Raw genomic sequence first — 18,888 nt, 5'->3', positions numbered from 1 at the left:
CCTCCTAAGACGACAGCAAAAACGCTTTGGAATTCCAAAGCGTTTCGTTCAGTTATAGCGATTCATCAAAGCCAAAAATGGTGTATCGGTAAAGTCTGTCGCGATTTTCACAGCGTCCGCCAATACTTCCCGCAAGACAGGTTGTTCTGCTTTTGAGAACGGCATCAAGACCCAATCGATGACTTGAATCGGAGCAGGCGGACGACCGACACCGAGTTTTAAGCGTTTAATTTCTTGTGTGCCTAAATGCTGAATAAGCGACTTGACACCATTATGCCCACCGGCGCTTCCTTTTGAGCGAAGACGCATCTTTTCAAGCGGCAAATCGAGATCATCATAGATGACGAGGACGTCTTCGACCGCGATTTTATAAAAATCCAGGAGCGGACGAACTGCTTCCCCGGATAGATTCATGTAAGTCAATGGTTTGACGAGCACAACACGTTCCCCATTTATCATTCCCGTTCCGAAGACTGCTTTAAACTTCGACTCGGATAATTTTATTCCGTGTTCCTCCGCCAACGCATCAATCGCGAGGAAACCGATGTTGTGACGTGTGTTCGTATATTTAGCTCCAGGGTTCCCTAGACCGACGATACATTTCATATCGCTACCTCCTTTTGTTCATTTCCTTTGATGAAAAAAAAGCACGAACAAGGGTCCGATTTCAAAAAACCGGACCTCATCGTTCGTATCTGTTTGTTGATCAGCTAAAGAGCGGGCTGATTGATTTTTGTTCATGGACACGGATGATTGCTTCTGCAAGTAACCGCGCGACAGAAATTTGTTTGATTTTGCTTGCGCATTCACGTTGCGTCAAGTCGATCGTGTTCAAGACGACGAGCTCTTCAATCGCTGAGTTCTCAATCCGTTCCATCGCTGGACCAGAAAGAACAGGGTGCGTACAACAAGCATAAACTTGTTTCGCCCCATTTTCGATTAAAGCGTTCGCAGCAAGTGTAATCGTTCCTGCCGTATCGATGATGTCATCGATGATGATGGCGATTTTGCCATCGACTTGACCGACGATGTTCATGACTTCCGCGACGTTCGGTTTCGGACGACGCTTATCGATGATTGCGATCGGTGCTTTTAATTGTTCTGCTAATTTACGTGCCCGTGTAACACCGCCATGGTCTGGAGAAACGATGACGAGTTCATTTGGGTCGATGTTTTTCTTCTCGAAGTAAGTAGCAAGAAGTGGAACACCCATTAACTGATCTACTGGAATATCGAAGAAACCTTGGATTTGAGCGGCATGGAGATCCATCGTGACGACACGTGTCGCTCCTGCGACTTCAAGTAAGTTCGCAACAAGTTTTGCTGTGATCGGCTCACGCGAACGTGCTTTACGGTCTTGACGTGCATAACCATAATACGGCATGACGACGTTGATCGTCCGTGCAGAAGCACGTTTTAATGCGTCAATCATGATGAGGAGCTCCATCAAGTTCTCGTTGACCGGCTGACTTGTCGATTGGATGATGTAGATATCATCTCCGCGAACGCTTTCTTCGATGTTCATCGAGATTTCGCCATCACTGAAGTGTTTGACTGAACTTTCGCTAACGGGAATTCCGATGACCTTAGCGATTTCCTCTGCCAGTGGTTTGTTCGAGTTGAGTGCGAAAATACGAATTTCATGTTCTAAGACAGTAGACATGTTTAGGTGGCCTCCATTTGTTTGGTTTAGACGAGTAGAGCGACAAGTAATGAATAAGGTATAGCTGAATTAACGATAATCAGGTTTTGTCGTTTGACGCTCACGGGCGATCGCAAGACCGTTTTCCGGAACATCATCTGTCACTGTCGAACCTGCTGCGACGAGTGCATTTTTACCGACTGTGACGGGGGCAATCAAGTTGACGTTACAACCGATGAACGCATCATCCTCGATGACCGTTTCGAACTTGTTTGTTCCATCATAGTTGACGGTGATTGATCCACATCCTAAATTGACGTTTTTACCAATCGTTGCGTCTCCGACGTAACTCAAGTGTGCCGATTTACTTCCTTCACCGAACGTCGATTTCTTGACTTCAACGAAGTTACCGACACGCGTGTTCGCTCCGAGCACCGCTTGCTGACGCAAGTGCGCGAATGGACCGACTTGTGCCGCTTGCCCGATCCGGCTATCGGTTACGACCGACTGACGGACGACGGCAGCATCTGCCACTTCACTGTTACGGATGTCACTATTCGGTCCGATGATACATTCAGACCCGATGATCGTCTTCCCAAGCAATTGTGTCCCTGGGTAGAGCGTGGTATCCGAACCAATCGTAACATCTGGTCCGATATAGGTCGATGCCGGGTCGATGAATGTGACACCTTGACGCATCCAATGCTCGTTCGTCCGCTTACGCATCGACGTCTCAGCTTGCGCGAGTGCGACACGGTCATTGACACCGATTGTCTCTTCAAACGTCGGCGCCGCATAGGCAGCAATCGTTTCGCCATCGGCTTTCGCGATTTCGATGACATCCGGCAAGTAATACTCTCCTTGGACATTATCGTTCTTGACTTGTTTTAACGCAGCGAACAACAACTCATTATCAAACACGTACGTTCCTGTGTTGATTTCTTTAATCGCGAGTTCTTGTTCTGTCGCATCTTTATGTTCAACGATTTTTGAAACATGGCCCTCTTCACCACGAATAATCCGACCATATCCAGTCGCATCATCCGCATGAGCCGTCAAGACGGTCACTTTTGCACCCGTTTCTGCATGGTGGTCGAGTAACGCGGCTAACGTCTCACTCGTTAAGAGTGGTGTATCCCCACAGACGACAAGCGTCGATCCTTTTTCGTTTCCAAGTACCGGTTCTGCCATTTGAACAGCATGACCCGTGCCAAGCTGCTCACTTTGAAGCGCATATTCCACCGATGTGCCAAGCACTTCTTTTACAGACTCCGCACCATGCCCAACGATTACGACTTGACGCTTGACGCCAAGTGTCGCGAGTTGGTCCACGACGTGTTGTACCATAGGTTTCCCAGCTACTGGGTGGAGTACTTTGTAGAGTTTTGATTTCATGCGTGTTCCTTTACCAGCTGCTAGAATTACCGCGAAATGATTCATCCTTGTCGCTCCTCCACGTAAATTAGTGTTGATTTCGTTCAGAAATAGTACACTCGTACCAACTATAACGAAAATGAGGCCACTATTCAATCACAGGACCGAGTCAAATTGATGAAACATCCATTAAAAACAGACTGTAGACAACGTGAGGAGGCTGACTCATAAGTCGTTTTAAAATCAACCTTTGTGATGGACGGGCTTTTCTTTTCATTGCTTTCATCGGAAGAGGCACAACCCGTTGTTGTTTTGTAAGAAGATTGCAGCAAACCTTTTTAACAGCAAAAAAAAGACCGGTCCGCCGCAATACGGGAAACCGGTCTCCTCTATTAAGGGCGATCTGTCAATTCGACTGATGTCAGCTCTAAATCGAGCGCCTCTTCATTTTCTTCACGCAACACATATGCTTCTAGTACTGAATCTTCGACCTTTTTTCGCATTAATGCATTGATTGGATGAGCGACATCACGAAAGATGCCTTCTTGCGTCCGTTTGCTCGGCATCGCGACGAAGAGACCACTGTTCCCTTCAATCACACGTAAATCGTGTACTACGAATTCGTGATCGAGCGTAATCGAGGCGAGTGCTTTCATGCGCCCCTCTGCCACGACGCGACGAATTTTAACGTCCGTAACGTTCATTTTGTCCGCACCCCTTTTAGTAACCGATGTCACAACTCTTCGTTGTCTACTTCTACTTACGGTTCAAAACAAATAAAGGTTTAGCTTTTTCCAATCTTTTTAGGCATAATTTCCAAAAGTTTGATAATCACAGTATAGTTTCAAAGAAATCACGTGTCAAATTCAGGTATTCCCATCACTTGTGAAATACTGGTCGACGTTCCCACGCTTCACTTGAATCTGTCCGAGATCGACATCGACGTCGGCAAGTTTCATTAAGCTGACGTATTCACTGACCATCTTCTTCTCGGCACCTTCTGCTTCAATCAAGACCCCGACACCGGCTACTTTCGCTTCGAACTCGCTCAGTAAACTCATCATCCCACGAATCGTTCCCCCAGCTTTCATGAAGTCATCAATCAACAAGACGTTCGCTCCGCGCGGAAGACTTCGTCGCGCCAGTGCCATCGTCCGAATCGCTTTTGATGAGCCTGATACGTAGTTGATGCTGACGGTCGACCCTTCCGTAACACGACTGTCCGAACGAACGATCACGAACGGTACACCGAGTTGTTCAGCGACGGCGTAAGCAAGCGGGATTCCTTTTGTCGCAATCGTCATGACGACATCCACTTTTTTCTGACTGAAGACAGATGCAAAAACTTGTCCCATCTGCTTGACCATCCGTGGATTGCCAAGTAAATCTGTCAGATACAAATACCCACCCGGCAACAGACGATCTGGCCGTGCGACGCGTTCACATAAATCATCGATGAACGGTAATGCTTTTTCGCTACTCCATGTCGGAATGAACATGACACCGCCCGCAGCCCCCGGGACTGTGACGAGTCGTCCTGTTCCTTCATGCTCTAACATTTCACTCACGATATCTAAATCTTCACTGATTGACGATTTTGCAGATTTATAGCGTTCTGCGAAAATTGTCAATGAGATCAGATGATGCGGATGGTCGAGTAGATAACGTGTCATATCGACTAACCGACCACTTCTCCGAATTTTCATCTAAATTGTTCCACCTCTCCGTAATTCCGAATATTCACTAGTGAATATATCATTTTCATACGGATATTATCAATGGTTTTCGCCTAAAAGACGAACGACGTAGACTTCGTTACAAAAACCTCTTAAGCCATTATAGAGACGTTGGGCCCGGTTTTCGTGTTCCGTCAACGCGAAGACCGTCGGACCACTCCCGCTCATCAAGACACCTTCCGCCCCGCAACTCGTCATGAAATCCTTGATTTGCTCGACTTCCGGGTGCATCGGTAACGTGACCGACTCAAGAACATTTCCGAGTGATTGACAAATCGCCGTAAAATCTTGCTCTTTAACAGCTGTAATCATCGCTTCGACATCCGGTCGTTTGGCCGTCGTCAAATCGAGTGCGCCATAAACGTCTGCCGTCGACACACCAATCGTTGGTTTCGCAAGCACGACCCAGCACGGAGGCGGAGCAATCAATTTTTCAAGCTTTTCACCACGTCCTGTCGCGATCGCCGTCCCACCCATGACACAAAACGGGACATCCGAACCGACTTCCGCGCCGATTTCTGCGAGTTGTTCGAGCGTCAATCCGAGCTGCCATAAATCATTCAAACCGCGTAATGTCGCGGCAGCGTCACTCGATCCACCCGCGAGACCCGCTGCGACCGGAATTTGTTTCTCAAGGTAAATCTCTACTCCAGCCTGGATGTTAAATTTTTTCTTCAAGACGGCTGCCGCCTTGTAAGCCAAGTTCCGCTCATCGTTCGGAACATAGGCGTGCTGTGCATTCATTCGAATCTCGCCTGACGGAAGTTCCGTCAACTCTAAGCGGTCTGCCAAGTCCACTGTCGTCATCACCATATGTACATCATGGTAACCATCTGTCCGCTTCGCCGTCGCATCCAACACTAAATTGATTTTCGCTGGTGCCTTTACAATAATCGTCATCGTGCCGTTCCTCCTCTAGTACGTATCCTGTACGAATTGTATCAACCTTTCCACAAAAAAAGAAGCGAACATTTCTGTCCGCTTCGGAAGGTAAGTTTACGAATTCGCAAATTCGATTTGTACGGAGTCGGTTAACACGTCAGCGTAGCTATAAGAAACTCGCTCGACATTGTGGCGCTCTGCGTCTAGCTTGACTACAAACACCGAAGGATACGTCTCAACGAGCGTTCCGATTCGGGTTACGACCTTTTTACGACCGCCGCTTGCTTTTAGCGTCAGTCTTTCACCAACATGTGTTTCGAAAACATGTCTGATTTCGTTCAACGTCTTTGGCATACGCTTCACCTCACTAATATTTATTATAGCATATTAATTAAATATTAGAAAGGGCAAATATTATATCTTTTCTTCCCGCTACCGTCAACGTTTTTTAATCGGCAAAAGTGCGTCCGCGAGCTGTGCGAATTCCTGCAAGCTGAGCGTTTCACCACGACGTCTTGGGTCGATACCTGCTTCATGCAACGCGGCTTCGACAGCTTCTTTTTCTGCTTTTCCGAAGTGGCTCGACAAATTATTTAAAATCGTTTTCCGGCGCTGGGCAAAACTCGCACGCGCAACTTCGAAGAATAATTTTTCATCTTTCGTTTGGACGGCCGGCTCTTTTCGGATGTTCAAGCGGATGACAGCCGAATCGACGTTCGGAGCGGGAATGAAGACTTGCTTCGGCACCGTGAAACAGACTTCCGCTTCCGCATAGTATTGAATCGCAATCGATAATGAACCATACGCTTTTGTACCTGGTTTCGCACCGATCCGTTCCGCGACTTCCTTTTGAATCATCATGATGAGTGTCCGGAATGGTGCTTTCGCCTCTAATATCCGCATGATGATAGGTGTTGTGACATAGTACGGTAAGTTTGCGACGACCGCAAGATCCGTAATTCCTTCTTGTGTGAACTCCTCGTTGACAATCGTTTCGAGATCCAGTTCAAGTGCATCTCCATGGATGATTTTGACGTTCGGATAAGGTGAGAGCGAATCATCTAAAATCGGTAACAGCCGTTGGTCGATTTCAAGGGCGACGACTTTTTTCGCCTGTTTCGCGGACTGTTCCGTCAACGACCCGATTCCCGGTCCGATCTCAAGAACACCGCTCTCCTTTGTTAACGAAGCAGCGCCGACAATGTTCGCGAGTACGTTCAAATCGATTAAAAAGTTTTGTCCTAAGGACTTCTTAAATGAAAATCCGTGTCGCGCGAGGATTTCCTTCGTCCGGTGTAGTGTTGCGATGTCTTTCAATCTTGTTCCTCCTCTAACTGTCTCAGTGCAGCTTCCCATTCCTCTTTTGTGATCCGAATCGAAGCGACGCGTTTGACGAGTTGTTTCGCATTCGGTTCACCGATTGCGAGCAACTGTCCGAGCCGACGTCTGCGTGACGATGCTGATGGACCACCGATTAAGTCTGCTGCAAGTATCATATCCCGTGTCACTTCTGCGACATGGACTTCTTCTGTTTCATAAACGGCTGCGAGTGCACGTTCGATTGCCTGCGGTGAAGCATGCTCGACACCGATTTTACCGCGTTTATCTTTTGCGTCCGCACGTGGCAGATAGGCTTGTTTGCATCCCGGAACACGTTCATTGATACGTGCGCGAATCCGGTCACCCGGAAAGTCTGGATCCGTGAAGACGATGACGCCTCGGCGTTCGAGTGCTTTTTCAATTCGTTGTAACGTTTGCTCATTGACGGCAGAGCCGTTCGTTTCAATTGTATCGACATTGAATACTTCCTGTAGTCGTGTCGTATCGTCACGTCCTTCGACGACGATGACTTCTTTTAAGCGTTTTTGCATCAATTCTTCTCCACCTTCTTCAAACACTTCCGTAATTGTACCTGTTTCCACGAAAAAAACAAGGAAGCGTCAACTGCCCGCTTCCGTGCCCGACTCATTCGGAATGACCCAAAGCTTGACGGTCTTCCGCCCGAACGTCTTCGCCGTCTGTTCGTCACTGACGAGGACATCAATTTTATTGCCTTTAATGGCACCGCCCGTATCGAGCGCGACCGCCAGTCCGACCCCCTCGACATACACTTTCGTCCCGAGCGGAATTACTTTCGGGTCGACGGCGACGATCGGTAACCCTTGATAGGTGATTGTATCCGTGACATCGTACCCCGTCGCTGTCAATGCGCGCCCATCATACAATTGACTCCCGTTCGATGCCGGGTCATTCGTATAGGCCGTCGCCTCGACCATCAGCGTCTTCGCATTCTTGAAGTCTAAGTCTGCCGTGACTTCCGGTGCGACCGTCAATGGCGTCGTTGCCTCCTCTTCATTGAAGACAGGTGCCGGTGTTTCTACTCGTTCAATCGGTTTTGTTCCGACTTTAATGATTTGTTTCACCGGTTCACTCGTTACTTCATCGGTCAGTAACTTCTTCTCTTTACTGAGCCCGTCAGCGAGCGTCAATTCGTACTTTTGGGTCCGGATTCCAGGACGCCCCGTCGTCGTTACAAGTTGTTGTCCTTTCGGTAATGTCGGATCTTCTACTTGCTCGACATCGAACGGAAGCAACTGTTCTTCCGTTAAGGTCGCCCGTCGCGTCGTATTGACGGTGACGAGCGTATCTTCCGAGACAACGGTATCAAGGCTCGGCGCAACACGGTCTGTTGCTTGTAACGTCACTCCTTGTTTCGCAAGGAGCTCACGGACGGTCGTTTGGTACGTATAGACTTGACTGGCTCGTCCTCCGATGACGATGTCAACCGGAAATGCTTCACGGAATCGGACTGTCATCCCGGTCGTCAAGACGGCATGAATCGAAGGGTATACATCATCGGTATCGGCTTGGACGATGCCACGTTCCTTCAATAAATCCGATACAAGACGAGCATGTGTCCGAACCGTCTGTGCTTGCCCGTATCCGACAATCATCGTAATTTCTTTTGCACGTTGGATGACAATCAAACCATTCTTTGGTAAATCCGCACTGCGCGAAGGTTCGATGTTATCCTCCGCTCGCACTTCGATTCCATTTTCACGTAAGACACCATAGACTGATGTTTCTATCGTCTTGACGTGTTGTTCTTGTCCGTCAATCATGATAGTGACGTCACGCGGATGATTCATCGCCAAGTAGATTAGAATCGCAATTAACAATAAGGCACACCCTGTCGCGATATAAGAGAACGAACGCATCATGGTAAACGGAAGACCCGCTTCGCGTTTTCTGTTGTCGCTTGTTCGATATCGGCATACATCATGCCACGCAGTTGCGCGATTTCTTCCGCCACGAACCGGACGTACGCCGGTTCATTCCGTTTGCCGCGGTATGGTGTCGGTGTCAGGTAAGGACAATCTGTCTCGACGAGTAACCGATCAAGCGGAACTTCTTGAGCGACACGTTTTGGCATCTTCGCATTTTTAAACGTTACCGGTCCACCGAGCGAAATATAAAAGTTCATCGCTAGGCAACGGGGTAAGAGCTCGGCACTCATGCTGTAGCTATGGAGAATCCCACCGACTTCTTTCGCGTCTTCTTCTTCGAGAATACGTAACGTATCTTCCGTTGCTTCCCGGTTGTGAATGACGATTGGCTTATTCTTTTTCTTCGCGAGTTGAATTTGTTTACGAAACGCAGCTTCCTGGACATCTTTTGGTGACGTATCCCAGTGATAATCAAGACCAATCTCACCGAGGGCGACGACTTTCTCAAGGTCCATGAGGCGCTCGACTTTCGCGTACGCTGCATCGTCGAAATCGATTGAATCGACGGGATGCCAACCGATGACGGCATACAGATCATCATACTGTTCAACAAGTTCCATCGCCCGGTCGATTGTCTTATGATCGAATCCGACGACGATCATTGGTGAGACTCCGTTCGCGCGTGCGCGTTCAATCGTTTCTTCGACGTCTCCGTCGAACTGATCGGAATTTAAATGTGTGTGTGTATCGATTAACAATATCCTCAACTCCTTTTTCAAAAAAATGCCTGTGACGTGAAGTCCACAGGCATCCGAATTATTTTACACTGGCACCGTTCGCCATCGTTGACGGGACGGTCGCTAGTTCAAGTTTACCTGATTTTTCAGCCGCAAGCACCATACCTTGCGATAATTCGCCACGGAGAGTGACCGGCTTCAAGTTCGCGACGACGATGACCTTCCGACCGACCAGGTCTTCCGGCTCGTACCATTCAGCGATGCCTGAAACGATCTGGCGTGTTTCTTTCCCCATGTCGACCGTTAACTTTAACAGTTTTTTTGCTTTTTTGATTTTTTCTGCTGTGACGACTTCGCCGACACGCAGCTCAATTTGATCAAAGACATCAATTGTCGTTTCCGGACGAACATCCTCATCTGTTTCTTCGACTTCTTCTTCCTCAACTCGGGCAGCAGATGCCTGTTGCATCATTTCGACGATTGCTTCAACTTCCTCTTTCATGTCGCGGCGCGGGAAAATCGGTTCAGCAATCCCGACTTTTGTTCCTTCTTCAATCGACGCGAACTGTGCGAGTGCTTCCCAGTTCATCGGCTGACCAGCAAGACCAAGCTGACGGAACATCTCGGTCGGAGATTGTGTCATGAACGGTTGCAACATGATCGCGACGTGACGCAGCGTTCCGACGAGGTGGACCATGACCGAGCCGAGTTCATCCGTCTTCGTTTCGTCTTTCGCGAGTACCCACGGTTGTGTCTCGTCGATATATTTATTCGCGCGACTGATTAATTGCCAGACGTGCGCTAAGGCAACCGAGAATTCCATATGCTCCATCGAAGCCTCGACCTTCTCGACTGTTTCTTTCGCAAGCGTCGACAATGTCGCATCGAACGGCGTGACATTTCCCGCATAGGTCGGGATGACCCCATCAAAGTATTTCGTGACCATCGCAATCGTCCGGTTGAGTAAGTTCCCGAGATCATTCGCGAGATCGAAGTTCATCCGCTCAACGAATGCTTCGGGTGTGAACATCCCATCTGAGCCGAAAGGAACTTCGCGTAAGAGATAATAACGAAGAGCATCAAGACCATAACGGTCAATCATCGGAATCGGGTCAACAACATTGCCTTTTGATTTCGACATCTTCCCATCTTTCATCAACAACCAGCCGTGCGCGAAAACTTGTTTCGGCAATGGGAGATCGAGTGCCATCAAGAGTGCCGGCCAAACGATCGTATGGAAACGAACGATTTCTTTTCCGACGAGATGAACGTCTGCTGGCCAGTACTTGTCGAAGTTCCCTTGATCATCCGTTCCGTAACCGAGTGACGAGATGTAGTTCGTCAAGGCATCAACCCAAACGTAGACGACGTGTTTCGGATTCGACGGGACTTTAACGCCCCAGTCAAATGTCGTCCGTGAGACGGCGAGATCTTGGAGACCTGGTTTAATGAAGTTGTTGATCATTTCATTCTTCCGTGATTCCGGTAAGATGAATGATGGGTTCGCTTCAAAGTATTCGACTAAACGATCGGCATACTTACTAATTCGGAAGAAATAACATTCCTCACGAACAAGTTCGACGGGATGGCCGCTATCTGGGCTTTTTCCATCCACTAACTGCGATTCCGTGTAATACGTCTCGTCCGGAATCGAATACCAGCCTTCATATTCACCAAGATAGATATCACCTTTTTCGAGTAATGTCTCAAAAACGTGTTCGACGACTTTCTTGTGGCGTGGTTCTGTCGTTCGAATGTAATCGTCATACGAGATGTCGAGACGATCCCACAGGACTTTAATCTGCTCGACGACACCGTCGACGAATGCTTGTTCAGAAATACCTGCTTCAGCTGCTTTTTCCTGAATTTTTTGTCCGTGTTCATCCGTTCCTGTTAAGTAACGTACATCGAATCCTTGAAGACGTTTATAACGGGCCATCGCGTCTCCTGCGACCGTCGTGTACGCATGACCGATATGTAGCTTCGCGCTAGGATAATAAATCGGTGTCGTGATATAAAATGTTTTTGACATGTTATTCCTCCGTTCTATTGTTCATTCCATTATTATACGCTGTTCTATCGCCGCTGTCGAAACTCGTTTTTTGTCGAATCAAAACATTTTTTGACATCAGACATCAAATTACAAAAAAACACACTCAATAGTTTGAATTCCTTTAAAAAGGGAAAATCTATTAATAAATCGTTTCAATTATGGCTTTTTTGAGAAATAAATGACATTTTGATTTCAAGCTATTCGGATTGGTTGACTACTTTTGGAAAGTTTAGTATTCTACATTCTATAGAAGTGATGTCGAATTTTGACGATTTTTAAAAAAATACAGAGACTTAGACATCCAGAGGAGGAACAACAAAATGAAATCAACAGGTATTGTACGTAAAGTAGACGAGCTCGGCCGGGTAGTCATTCCAATTGAACTTCGCCGCACACTCCAAATCGCAGAGAAAGATGCACTCGAAATCTACGTCGATAACGAGCAAATCATTCTTAAAAAATACAAACCAAACATGACTTGCCAAGTTACTGGTGAAGTATCAGAAGATAACTTCAAATTGGCAGACGGAAAATTAATTCTCTCTCCAGACGGCGCACAACGTGTCCTCGTTGAGTTAAAAGATTTCCTCGATCGTCATTACGCAGGAAACGAATAAAACCAAGAAGGAAGCGCGCCGATTCGGTACGCTTCCTTTTTTCATTTCGATTCGTGATAAGACAGGTATAAGGCTTGTCGGTCAAGTCCCCGTTCCTTCGCAACACGCTTTAACGCCGCATTCGGTTTTTCACCGTCTGCGATATACCGTTCGATTTGATCGAGTGGATCTGCCTCTTGCTGGATTTCACTCGGACGTTCTTCCGTCGTTCCTTCGACGATGACGACAAATTCGCCCCGGACCTCTTCTGACGCCCAGTCTAACGCTTCCGTCACCGATCCACGAATGTATTCTTCATAACGTTTCGTCAATTCACGGGCGAGCGTGAGTTGGCGATCACCGAGTATTTCGAGGACACCTCCAAGCATTTCCTTTAGCCGATGGGGTGCTTCATAAAATATCAATGTTCCTTGCTCATAACGTAACGTCTCGAGTGCTTCACGCCGCTCTTTTTTCTTGCGTGGTAAAAAGCCGTAATATAAAAAACGTTCCGTCGGTAGACCTGACGCGACGAGGGCCGTCAATGCCGCATTCGCACCCGGTAAGACGACGACCGGAATGTCTGCTGCAATCGCGAGTCGGATTAAGTCGCTCCCCGGATCGGAAATCCCGGGCATTCCAGCGTCGGAGACGAGGGCGACCTGTTTCCCCGACAATAAGTCTTCGAGCAGCCGTTCACCGCTAACTTGCTTATTGTGTTCGTGATAACTGACGAGTTTCGTGTCGATTTCAAAGTGATTGCACAATTTCATCGTCTGGCGTGTGTCTTCTGCCGCGATGATATCGGCCTCTTGTAAGATGCGGACGGCTCGATACGTCATATCCTCTAAGTTCCCGATTGGCGTCGGTACGATATATAAGCCGTTCGTTTGATCCTTAAAACTGCTGGTCGCCTTCATGACGTCCCTCCTTGAATAAGCTGTTCTTTTTTCGCACGCGTCAATTGTTTGATCGCATACTCGCGTTTCAGCGCTTCCGATTTCGTTTCAAACGTCTCTGTGTACGCAAGGACGACCGGTAGCCGCGCCCGTGTGTACTTGGCACCCTGCCCCGTGTTGTGCGTCGCAACACGCTTCTCGACATCGACGGCATATCCCGTATACAGACTCCCATCACGGCAACGCACGATATACACCGCATGCTTAGACATTCAGATGTTCCCGCATTTGTAAGGTATACGTGTCATCTTGCTCGTAGACGATGAACGGGGGTAACATCTTCAAGCCCGGTTTTGCATCCTTGATGCCTTCAATCAACAGCATGTTCGCTTCTTTCCCTGCCTTCGGATAAATCAATTGCATCCGCTTCGGCTCAATCCGGTACTGACGCATCAGCGTCACGATGTCGAGTAAACGTTCCGGACGATGGACGAATGCCGTTTTCCCGCCTTGTTTAAGTAAGTCGGCGGCTGAACGAATGCAATCTTCAAGTGTACATAACACTTCATGCCGGGCAATCGTATAGTGTTCACTCTCATTTCGGTTCGATGATTCATGTGCTAAAAAATACGGCGGATTGCAGGTCACGACATCATAGGCACCGTATCCGAGTTGTTTCCCGGCCGTTTTGACATCCCCCTCAATCATTTGGAGCTGTCCCGCTTTTTCGTTCAACTCGATACTACGGCGTGCCATCTCGACGAGGCGCGGTTGAATTTCGAGTCCCGTGATCGTTCCGTTCGTCCGGTACGATAAAAAGAGCGGAATCGCACCGTTTCCGGCACACAAATCGACCAACTTACCTTGGCGGATCGGGACCCAGACGAATTGCGCGAGTAACGCGGCATCCAGTGAATACGAAAAGACGGTCGGACTTTGAATGATGCGACCGTCTCTTCCGAGGAGATGATCGAGTCGCTCATCTGGTAATAATTCAAGCATAGGTGTCTTCCTTTCTGAAAAAAAGACTGACTCCTAGGAAGTCAGCCTCTCAATGTTTCGTTAACATGGACAAGCAGAACAGGCAATCCCCGTCTTTACGGACTTGACCGTAGTGCAAGTTACAAATGTGGAATCCTTCTTGATAGAGGCGACCGAGGTTATCGTATCCGGCACCTACTAACGCTTCGGCTTCCGCTTCTTCTGTAATCGGTTGTTGTTCGTCTCGCTCCACCTTCTCACGCAGGTGATGATTTTCGAGGTAGAGGTGTTGATTTTCCTCCATCATGTAAGCAAGCTGATCTTTTAATACGCTCAGATGCTCAGTCAGCAAATGAATCTGTTGCTCGATCGCATCGACACGCGTAATGATTTCTTTTTTATCGACTCTCTCCACGCGTATGCACCCCGTCATTCTTTTGGTCGTTTTTGTTTTACGGCACCGACGGATAACAATTCTTCCATCGAATAAGTCAGAACGCGGGAACGGTCTTTCAGTTCAATTTGAACTACTTGATCGAGGATGTTCAATCCGACGACACGACCTTCGCCTTCTGGTACAGTCAGACGTTTTCCGTAATCCGGTAGATCACGTCGCATTTCTTCATACGTATCGTTCTCGTATTTCAAACAGCACATTAAACGGCCACAGACCCCGGAAATCTTCGTTGGGTTCAGTGATAAGTTTTGATCTTTCGCCATCTTGATTGAGACCGGCTCAAATTCACCTAAGAACGATGAACAACAAAGGACACGGCCGCACGGACCGATTCCACCGAGCAATTTCGCTTCATCACGAACTCCGATTTGGCGCAACTCAATCCGTGTCCGGAAGACTGCTGCTAAATCTTTAACGAGTTCCCGGAAGTCGACGCGACCTTCCGCTGTGAAGTAAAAGATGACTTTATTACGATCAAACGTATATTCGACGTCCACGAGTTTCATATCGAGCTTATGTTCGCGAATCTTTTCGACACACACTGCATGTGCATCAAGTGCTGCTACTTTATTTTCACGGACGATCATTGCATCTTTATCATCAGCAATCTGAAGAATTGATTTTAATGGTAAGACCACATCTTCCTCGTCCATTTGTTTATCGGCGATTACCACTTCGCCATATTCAATGCCCCGTACTGTCTCCACGATGACGGCTTGTCCTCGTGATAATGACTCTTGTCCAGGTGCAAAATAATAAATTTTGCCCGCTTCTTTAAAGCGAACGCCTACTACTTCTAGCATATCGCTCTACCCTTTCTGTAAGTCAAACATGAGACGCTCAACTGTTAATTGAGGATTAACATTCGCTTCGACCCGTTTGACGGCTGCAAGTACTGCCTGCAACCAGCGGGTGATCGTCGCCTGACTCTTTCCACCCATCTGCTCAAGTAATGGTCGGCTATTTGTATACGTAATGATCTCCCATGATGGATTCAACTTCAGATGCAAGGCATCTTCGAAGAAACATGTCACGAGTTCTAGACCAATCCGGACGTCTTGCCGATTCTTAAATTGATTAATCCACTTCTCTTGAACGAACAAAGGCAAATCTGCCGGACGATTCGCTAATTCCTCCATCAATTGTAACACTGACGCTCGCGCATTTACAAACCAGTCTTCGATTAAGGCTTGCTCCGCATCATCAATTTTTGAATAGACGCGCGCTGCAAGTTGGGTTAACTCCGCATCTCGGGACGTTTTATCCGATAAAACTTGTCCAATCATCACACGATCGGCCGGTCGAAAACTTAACAGTTGTCCACGAGAACGAATCGTCGGTAATAACAGTTGCGGTTGATTCGTTAGTAGAATCGCTACTTTTCCTTCGCCCGGTTCTTCGAAGAACTTCAATAAACTATTCGCTGCTTGTGGAGTCATCCGGTGCGCTTGCGTCACGACATAGATTTGCCGATCCCCTTCTAACCCCCGAAGTGACAAGTCATGCATCAATTGCTGGATTTGTTCTTTTTTGATGGTTGCCCCATCTGGCTCAATCTGGTAGTAATCGACAAGATTTCCGCTATCCATCCGTCGACAGCTTCGGCATTCATTACACGGCTCTACTTGATCTTTCCGCTCACAAAATAAACTCTTGGCGAACAATTGAGCCGCTTCCAAAAGAAGCGGCTCATAGTCTCCCGTAAAGATATAAGCATGATTGATTCGATTTGCTCGTAAAGAATTTTGAAGAATCGTCGAGATGACAGATTGTGTTTGTTCGAGCTCATGAAATGTCCGCATCAGAACTGATGAAACCCTTCAATCGGCAAGACAAAGACTGTCGCGCCTCCGACTTGAACTTCAACCGGATAGGGAATATACGAGTCGGCGTGTCCTCCCATTGGTGAGATCGGCGAGACCATTTGATCGCGGCTCGAACAATTTTTCTTGATCAAACGCATCAAATCGTCAACGCGTTCACTTTGAACCCCAATCATGAATGTCGTGTTACCTTCTTTTAAAAAGCCGCCCGTCGTCGCAAGTTTAGTTGCCCGAAAATCATTTTCAACAAGCGCTTCTGCTAAACGTAAGCTATCTTTATCTTGAACAATCGTAATGACCATTTTCATGATAATCTCTCCCTTTTCTTCAAATAGGCTAACACATCTTCTAACAATAGCGACTGGACTGCTTCAATCGATTGATTGGCGTCAATCAATCGAATGCGTTCCGGTTCTGACGCGGCTAATGATAAAAAGCCATGATAGACACGCTCTCTGAATGCATCATCACGTTGCTCGATCCGGTCAAGCGCCCCTCGTTCAATCATTCGTCTTTTCGAGTCCATGACCGTCAAGTCAAACAAGTACGTTCGATCAGGGGTTAATCCTCCTGTTGCTTGCTGATTGACGTTACGGATCTGTTCAATTGAATACCCGAGTCCATATCCTTGATACGCAATCGAGGCATCAACGAAACGATCACATAAAACGACAGTCCCAGCTGTAAGTGACGGACGAATCAATTCATTGACGTGCTGCGCCCGTGACGCCGCATACAATAAAATTTCTGTCATTTCATCCATCTCCGTGAAATCTGGATTCAGAATCAACGAACGGATTTCATTCCCAACGCGTGTGCCGCCTGGCTCTCGTGTCATGATGACCTGATAACCCTCTTTTTTTAATGCTTCTGCCATCAATTGAAGCTGTGTCGTTTTTCCTGCGCCATCTGGTCCTTCGACTGTAATAAACGTTCCCTTCATTCAACAAACCCTTCCTCTATGACACGCAACGTACCTTCTTGCAAAGACTCTCCACCCTGAAGATGGACGGATGCGGCTATATGATGCTCAATACATACTATCTGTTCTTTTGTCACACGCTCTCCTCGCAACAAGACTGGAATACCTGGCGGATATGGAATAATCGTTTCAAGTGCAATCTGACCAATCGTTTCACGAAGCGGAAGAATCCGATATTCCCTCTCCTCTAACTGATCCAGTGGGCAAGCGAGTGAAGATACTTTTATTTTACCCATAATTGATTGCTCGATATACCTTTTTGAGGGAATTCCTTTCATTTTCAACTTTTCAATCGCATCTTTTACCTGTCTTAACCACTGAGTTCGGACAGTTTCCGATAATTTGTGAAGAGGTAAAATGCAGACGACAAATGAAGCTAAAGCAAACTCTGCATCTATTTTTTCATTGGCTAATGCATCGAGTAACTGTTCTCCGGAATAGTCCTCATAGGAAAGAATCACGCGTGACCAATCATCAAAAGTAAAAGCATGCATTCCATCTAGTCCGTCGAGTTCGTCTTTGAACAGTTGATGACTGTTCCGGACCTCTTCCATTTCATCAATCGTCCACTGCTGTCGATAGTATCGAGCATAATCGAGCGAAGCCATGATGAGATACGAAGGGCTTGATGTTTGAAACGACTGGAGTGCATGGTGGAGCTTACGACGTTGTACGTCCGTTAATCGCTCATGAATCCAAGCCCCCATCGTTAATGCCGGTAACGTCTTATGAGCAGATTGGACGACAGCTGTAGCACCCTGTTCAAAGGCTGAGCGGATTCCAACTGCTTCTCCAAAATGTGCACCATGTGCCTCATCAACTAATAATGGTATTTTATAACGTGCTGTCACTGCTACGATTTCTTCGATAGCTGCTGTTTCTCCATAGTAACTCGGTGAAGTTAAAAATACCGCGACTCCATCCGGATAAGATGTTAACGCTTCCTTTAATGTTTCACGTGAAACATTGCCGGCGATTTGTGTTTCTTCATCATACTCAGGGCTCATGAAGATTGGAGACAATCCTAACCATTCGAGTGCATTAAAAATCGACTTATGTGAATTTCTCTGAACGTAGACGCGATCTCCTCGTTTAGTCACAGCCGCAAGCATTGCCCAGTTACCACTTGTTGAACCATTGATTAAAAAATGACTATCTTCCGAATCATAGACTTCACGCAACAATACTTTTGCTTCTAGAATCGCTTCTGTCGGATGGTGAAAATCATCTAAGCCAGCTAGTTCTGTTTTATCCCATTCCAAAAAACTAGGTAGACCTAATACGATTGATCCATTTTTATGACCAGGAACGTGCCAAGATGTTGCCTTACGTTCGACATGTCGCTTAAGTGCCTCAATGATTGGAAGCTGACTTTTCATGAAATACACCTCTTGTTTTTAAAATACAAAAGACCGACCTGCAAGATGCAGATCGGTCCTTTTCAATTGCCTGGCAACGTCCTATCCTCACAGGGGGAAGCCCCCAACTACTTTCGGCGT

Annotated in this window: 22 protein-coding genes; 1 reads left to right on the top strand and 21 read right to left on the bottom strand. The window is 47.2% G+C overall.

Annotated elements, in window-relative coordinates:
- Positions 1–48 precede the first annotated feature (48 nt).
- The 12 genes from pth to metG all read right to left on the bottom strand — a co-directional run bounded on the left by pth (position 49) and on the right by metG (position 11,630).
- On the bottom strand, positions 49–606 hold the full coding sequence (gene pth, locus KNP98_RS14970; RefSeq protein WP_088835973.1) for an aminoacyl-tRNA hydrolase: 558 nt from the start codon (positions 604–606) through the stop codon (positions 49–51).
- Positions 607–706: 100 nt separating this feature from the next.
- Positions 707–1,663, bottom strand: a complete 957-nt coding sequence (locus KNP98_RS14965; protein ID WP_029332210.1) for a ribose-phosphate diphosphokinase — start codon at positions 1,661–1,663, stop codon at positions 707–709.
- A gap of 69 nt (positions 1,664–1,732) precedes the next feature.
- Positions 1,733–3,082, bottom strand: coding sequence for a bifunctional UDP-N-acetylglucosamine diphosphorylase/glucosamine-1-phosphate N-acetyltransferase GlmU (gene glmU, locus KNP98_RS14960; protein ID WP_214767913.1), 1,350 nt, complete (start codon positions 3,080–3,082; stop codon positions 1,733–1,735).
- Positions 3,083–3,408: 326 nt separating this feature from the next.
- Positions 3,409–3,720 (bottom strand): septation regulator SpoVG, encoded by a 312-nt coding sequence (gene spoVG, locus KNP98_RS14955; RefSeq protein ID WP_088835971.1) that lies wholly within the window; start codon positions 3,718–3,720, stop codon positions 3,409–3,411.
- A gap of 162 nt (positions 3,721–3,882) precedes the next feature.
- Complete coding sequence (gene purR / locus KNP98_RS14950) at positions 3,883–4,722, bottom strand: pur operon repressor (RefSeq protein ID WP_029332207.1); 840 nt, start codon at positions 4,720–4,722, stop codon at positions 3,883–3,885.
- A gap of 69 nt (positions 4,723–4,791) precedes the next feature.
- Positions 4,792–5,652, bottom strand: a complete 861-nt coding sequence (gene ispE / locus KNP98_RS14945) for a 4-(cytidine 5'-diphospho)-2-C-methyl-D-erythritol kinase (RefSeq protein WP_029332206.1) — start codon at positions 5,650–5,652, stop codon at positions 4,792–4,794.
- A 96-nt stretch (positions 5,653–5,748) separates the two neighbouring features.
- Positions 5,749–5,988, bottom strand: coding sequence for a Veg family protein (locus KNP98_RS14940; RefSeq protein ID WP_012368950.1), 240 nt, complete (start codon positions 5,986–5,988; stop codon positions 5,749–5,751).
- Positions 5,989–6,072: 84 nt separating this feature from the next.
- Positions 6,073–6,951, bottom strand: coding sequence for a 16S rRNA (adenine(1518)-N(6)/adenine(1519)-N(6))-dimethyltransferase RsmA (gene rsmA / locus KNP98_RS14935; RefSeq protein WP_029332205.1), 879 nt, complete (start codon positions 6,949–6,951; stop codon positions 6,073–6,075).
- Positions 6,948–7,505: a ribonuclease M5 gene (gene rnmV / locus KNP98_RS14930; RefSeq protein ID WP_088838386.1), complete on the bottom strand. Its 558-nt coding sequence runs from the start codon at positions 7,503–7,505 to the stop codon at positions 6,948–6,950. The genes rsmA and rnmV overlap by 4 nt, the downstream gene beginning before the upstream one ends.
- A gap of 69 nt (positions 7,506–7,574) precedes the next feature.
- The gene (locus KNP98_RS16205) at positions 7,575–8,855 is read right to left on the bottom strand and encodes a 3D domain-containing protein (RefSeq protein ID WP_214771748.1); all 1,281 of its coding nucleotides are present in this window, start codon (positions 8,853–8,855) and stop codon (positions 7,575–7,577) included.
- Positions 8,852–9,619 (bottom strand): TatD family hydrolase, encoded by a 768-nt coding sequence (locus KNP98_RS14920; RefSeq protein WP_214812183.1) that lies wholly within the window; start codon positions 9,617–9,619, stop codon positions 8,852–8,854. Before KNP98_RS14920 ends, KNP98_RS16205 begins: the two co-directional genes overlap by 4 nt.
- Before the next feature lie 58 nt (positions 9,620–9,677).
- The gene (gene metG / locus KNP98_RS14915; protein WP_214767919.1) at positions 9,678–11,630 is read right to left on the bottom strand and encodes a methionine--tRNA ligase; all 1,953 of its coding nucleotides are present in this window, start codon (positions 11,628–11,630) and stop codon (positions 9,678–9,680) included.
- A gap of 341 nt (positions 11,631–11,971) precedes the next feature.
- Between metG and KNP98_RS14910 the strand changes: the two genes are divergently transcribed.
- The gene (locus KNP98_RS14910) at positions 11,972–12,268 is read left to right on the top strand and encodes a transition state genes transcriptional regulator AbrB (protein ID WP_012368944.1); all 297 of its coding nucleotides are present in this window, start codon (positions 11,972–11,974) and stop codon (positions 12,266–12,268) included.
- A 41-nt stretch (positions 12,269–12,309) separates the two neighbouring features.
- Here KNP98_RS14910 and rsmI read toward each other — a convergent pair whose 3' ends face one another.
- The 9 genes from rsmI to KNP98_RS14865 are packed head-to-tail and all read right to left on the bottom strand — an operon-like array spanning position 12,310 to position 18,768.
- Entirely contained in the window at positions 12,310–13,167 is an 858-nt protein-coding gene (gene rsmI, locus KNP98_RS14905; RefSeq protein ID WP_214812181.1) for a 16S rRNA (cytidine(1402)-2'-O)-methyltransferase, read from the bottom strand.
- A complete protein-coding gene (locus KNP98_RS14900; protein WP_088835965.1) occupies positions 13,164–13,418 on the bottom strand; it encodes a GIY-YIG nuclease family protein in 255 nt (84 codons plus the stop codon). The genes rsmI and KNP98_RS14900 overlap by 4 nt, the downstream gene beginning before the upstream one ends.
- Entirely contained in the window at positions 13,411–14,148 is a 738-nt protein-coding gene (locus KNP98_RS14895) for a tRNA1(Val) (adenine(37)-N6)-methyltransferase (RefSeq protein WP_214767925.1), read from the bottom strand. Before KNP98_RS14895 ends, KNP98_RS14900 begins: the two co-directional genes overlap by 8 nt.
- Positions 14,149–14,197: 49 nt before the next feature.
- Positions 14,198–14,560, bottom strand: a complete 363-nt coding sequence (gene yabA, locus KNP98_RS14890; protein ID WP_029332197.1) for a DNA replication initiation control protein YabA — start codon at positions 14,558–14,560, stop codon at positions 14,198–14,200.
- Entirely contained in the window at positions 14,557–15,387 is an 831-nt protein-coding gene (locus KNP98_RS14885; protein WP_214812178.1) for a PSP1 domain-containing protein, read from the bottom strand. The genes yabA and KNP98_RS14885 overlap by 4 nt, the downstream gene beginning before the upstream one ends.
- Positions 15,388–15,393: 6 nt before the next feature.
- Entirely contained in the window at positions 15,394–16,386 is a 993-nt protein-coding gene (locus KNP98_RS14880; RefSeq protein ID WP_088835963.1) for a DNA polymerase III subunit delta', read from the bottom strand.
- Complete coding sequence (locus KNP98_RS14875) at positions 16,386–16,715, bottom strand: cyclic-di-AMP receptor (protein ID WP_029332194.1); 330 nt, start codon at positions 16,713–16,715, stop codon at positions 16,386–16,388. Before KNP98_RS14875 ends, KNP98_RS14880 begins: the two co-directional genes overlap by 1 nt.
- Positions 16,712–17,350: a dTMP kinase gene (tmk, locus tag KNP98_RS14870; protein ID WP_088835962.1), complete on the bottom strand. Its 639-nt coding sequence runs from the start codon at positions 17,348–17,350 to the stop codon at positions 16,712–16,714. Before tmk ends, KNP98_RS14875 begins: the two co-directional genes overlap by 4 nt.
- Entirely contained in the window at positions 17,347–18,768 is a 1,422-nt protein-coding gene (locus KNP98_RS14865) for an aminotransferase class I/II-fold pyridoxal phosphate-dependent enzyme (RefSeq protein WP_214806002.1), read from the bottom strand. The genes tmk and KNP98_RS14865 overlap by 4 nt, the downstream gene beginning before the upstream one ends.
- Positions 18,769–18,888 lie beyond the last annotated feature (120 nt).

The organism is Exiguobacterium sp. s127 (genome assembly GCF_018618695.1).
Taxonomy (GTDB): domain Bacteria; phylum Bacillota; class Bacilli; order Exiguobacteriales; family Exiguobacteriaceae; genus Exiguobacterium_A; species Exiguobacterium_A oxidotolerans.
The sequence above is the reverse complement of the archived record's forward strand: the minus strand, read 5'-3'. Positions and strand labels throughout refer to the sequence as shown.

What these genes read in the sequence shown, in the direction of transcription:
- pth (WP_088835973.1), bottom strand. Translation starts at nt 606, where the DNA reads ATGAAATGTATCGTCGGTCTAGGGAACCCTGGAGCTAAATATACGAAC.
- KNP98_RS14965 (WP_029332210.1), bottom strand. Translation starts at nt 1,663, where the DNA reads ATGTCTACTGTCTTAGAACATGAAATTCGTATTTTCGCACTCAACTCG.
- glmU (WP_214767913.1), bottom strand. Translation starts at nt 3,082, where the DNA reads ATGAATCATTTCGCGGTAATTCTAGCAGCTGGTAAAGGAACACGCATG.
- spoVG (WP_088835971.1), bottom strand. Translation starts at nt 3,720, where the DNA reads ATGAACGTTACGGACGTTAAAATTCGTCGCGTCGTGGCAGAGGGGCGC.
- purR (WP_029332207.1), bottom strand. Translation starts at nt 4,722, where the DNA reads ATGAAAATTCGGAGAAGTGGTCGGTTAGTCGATATGACACGTTATCTA.
- ispE (WP_029332206.1), bottom strand. Translation starts at nt 5,652, where the DNA reads ATGACGATTATTGTAAAGGCACCAGCGAAAATCAATTTAGTGTTGGAT.
- KNP98_RS14940 (WP_012368950.1), bottom strand. Translation starts at nt 5,988, where the DNA reads ATGCCAAAGACGTTGAACGAAATCAGACATGTTTTCGAAACACATGTT.
- rnmV (WP_088838386.1), bottom strand. Translation starts at nt 7,505, where the DNA reads ATGCAAAAACGCTTAAAAGAAGTCATCGTCGTCGAAGGACGTGACGAT.
- KNP98_RS16205 (WP_214771748.1), bottom strand. Translation starts at nt 8,855, where the DNA reads ATGATGCGTTCGTTCTCTTATATCGCGACAGGGTGTGCCTTATTGTTA.
- metG (WP_214767919.1), bottom strand. Translation starts at nt 11,630, where the DNA reads ATGTCAAAAACATTTTATATCACGACACCGATTTATTATCCTAGCGCG.
- KNP98_RS14910 (WP_012368944.1), top strand. Translation starts at nt 11,972, where the DNA reads ATGAAATCAACAGGTATTGTACGTAAAGTAGACGAGCTCGGCCGGGTA.
- rsmI (WP_214812181.1), bottom strand. Translation starts at nt 13,167, where the DNA reads ATGAAGGCGACCAGCAGTTTTAAGGATCAAACGAACGGCTTATATATC.
- KNP98_RS14900 (WP_088835965.1), bottom strand. Translation starts at nt 13,418, where the DNA reads ATGTCTAAGCATGCGGTGTATATCGTGCGTTGCCGTGATGGGAGTCTG.
- KNP98_RS14895 (WP_214767925.1), bottom strand. Translation starts at nt 14,148, where the DNA reads ATGCTTGAATTATTACCAGATGAGCGACTCGATCATCTCCTCGGAAGA.
- yabA (WP_029332197.1), bottom strand. Translation starts at nt 14,560, where the DNA reads ATGACGGGGTGCATACGCGTGGAGAGAGTCGATAAAAAAGAAATCATT.
- KNP98_RS14885 (WP_214812178.1), bottom strand. Translation starts at nt 15,387, where the DNA reads ATGCTAGAAGTAGTAGGCGTTCGCTTTAAAGAAGCGGGCAAAATTTAT.
- KNP98_RS14880 (WP_088835963.1), bottom strand. Translation starts at nt 16,386, where the DNA reads ATGCGGACATTTCATGAGCTCGAACAAACACAATCTGTCATCTCGACG.
- KNP98_RS14875 (WP_029332194.1), bottom strand. Translation starts at nt 16,715, where the DNA reads ATGAAAATGGTCATTACGATTGTTCAAGATAAAGATAGCTTACGTTTA.
- tmk (WP_088835962.1), bottom strand. Translation starts at nt 17,350, where the DNA reads ATGAAGGGAACGTTTATTACAGTCGAAGGACCAGATGGCGCAGGAAAA.
- KNP98_RS14865 (WP_214806002.1), bottom strand. Translation starts at nt 18,768, where the DNA reads ATGAAAAGTCAGCTTCCAATCATTGAGGCACTTAAGCGACATGTCGAA.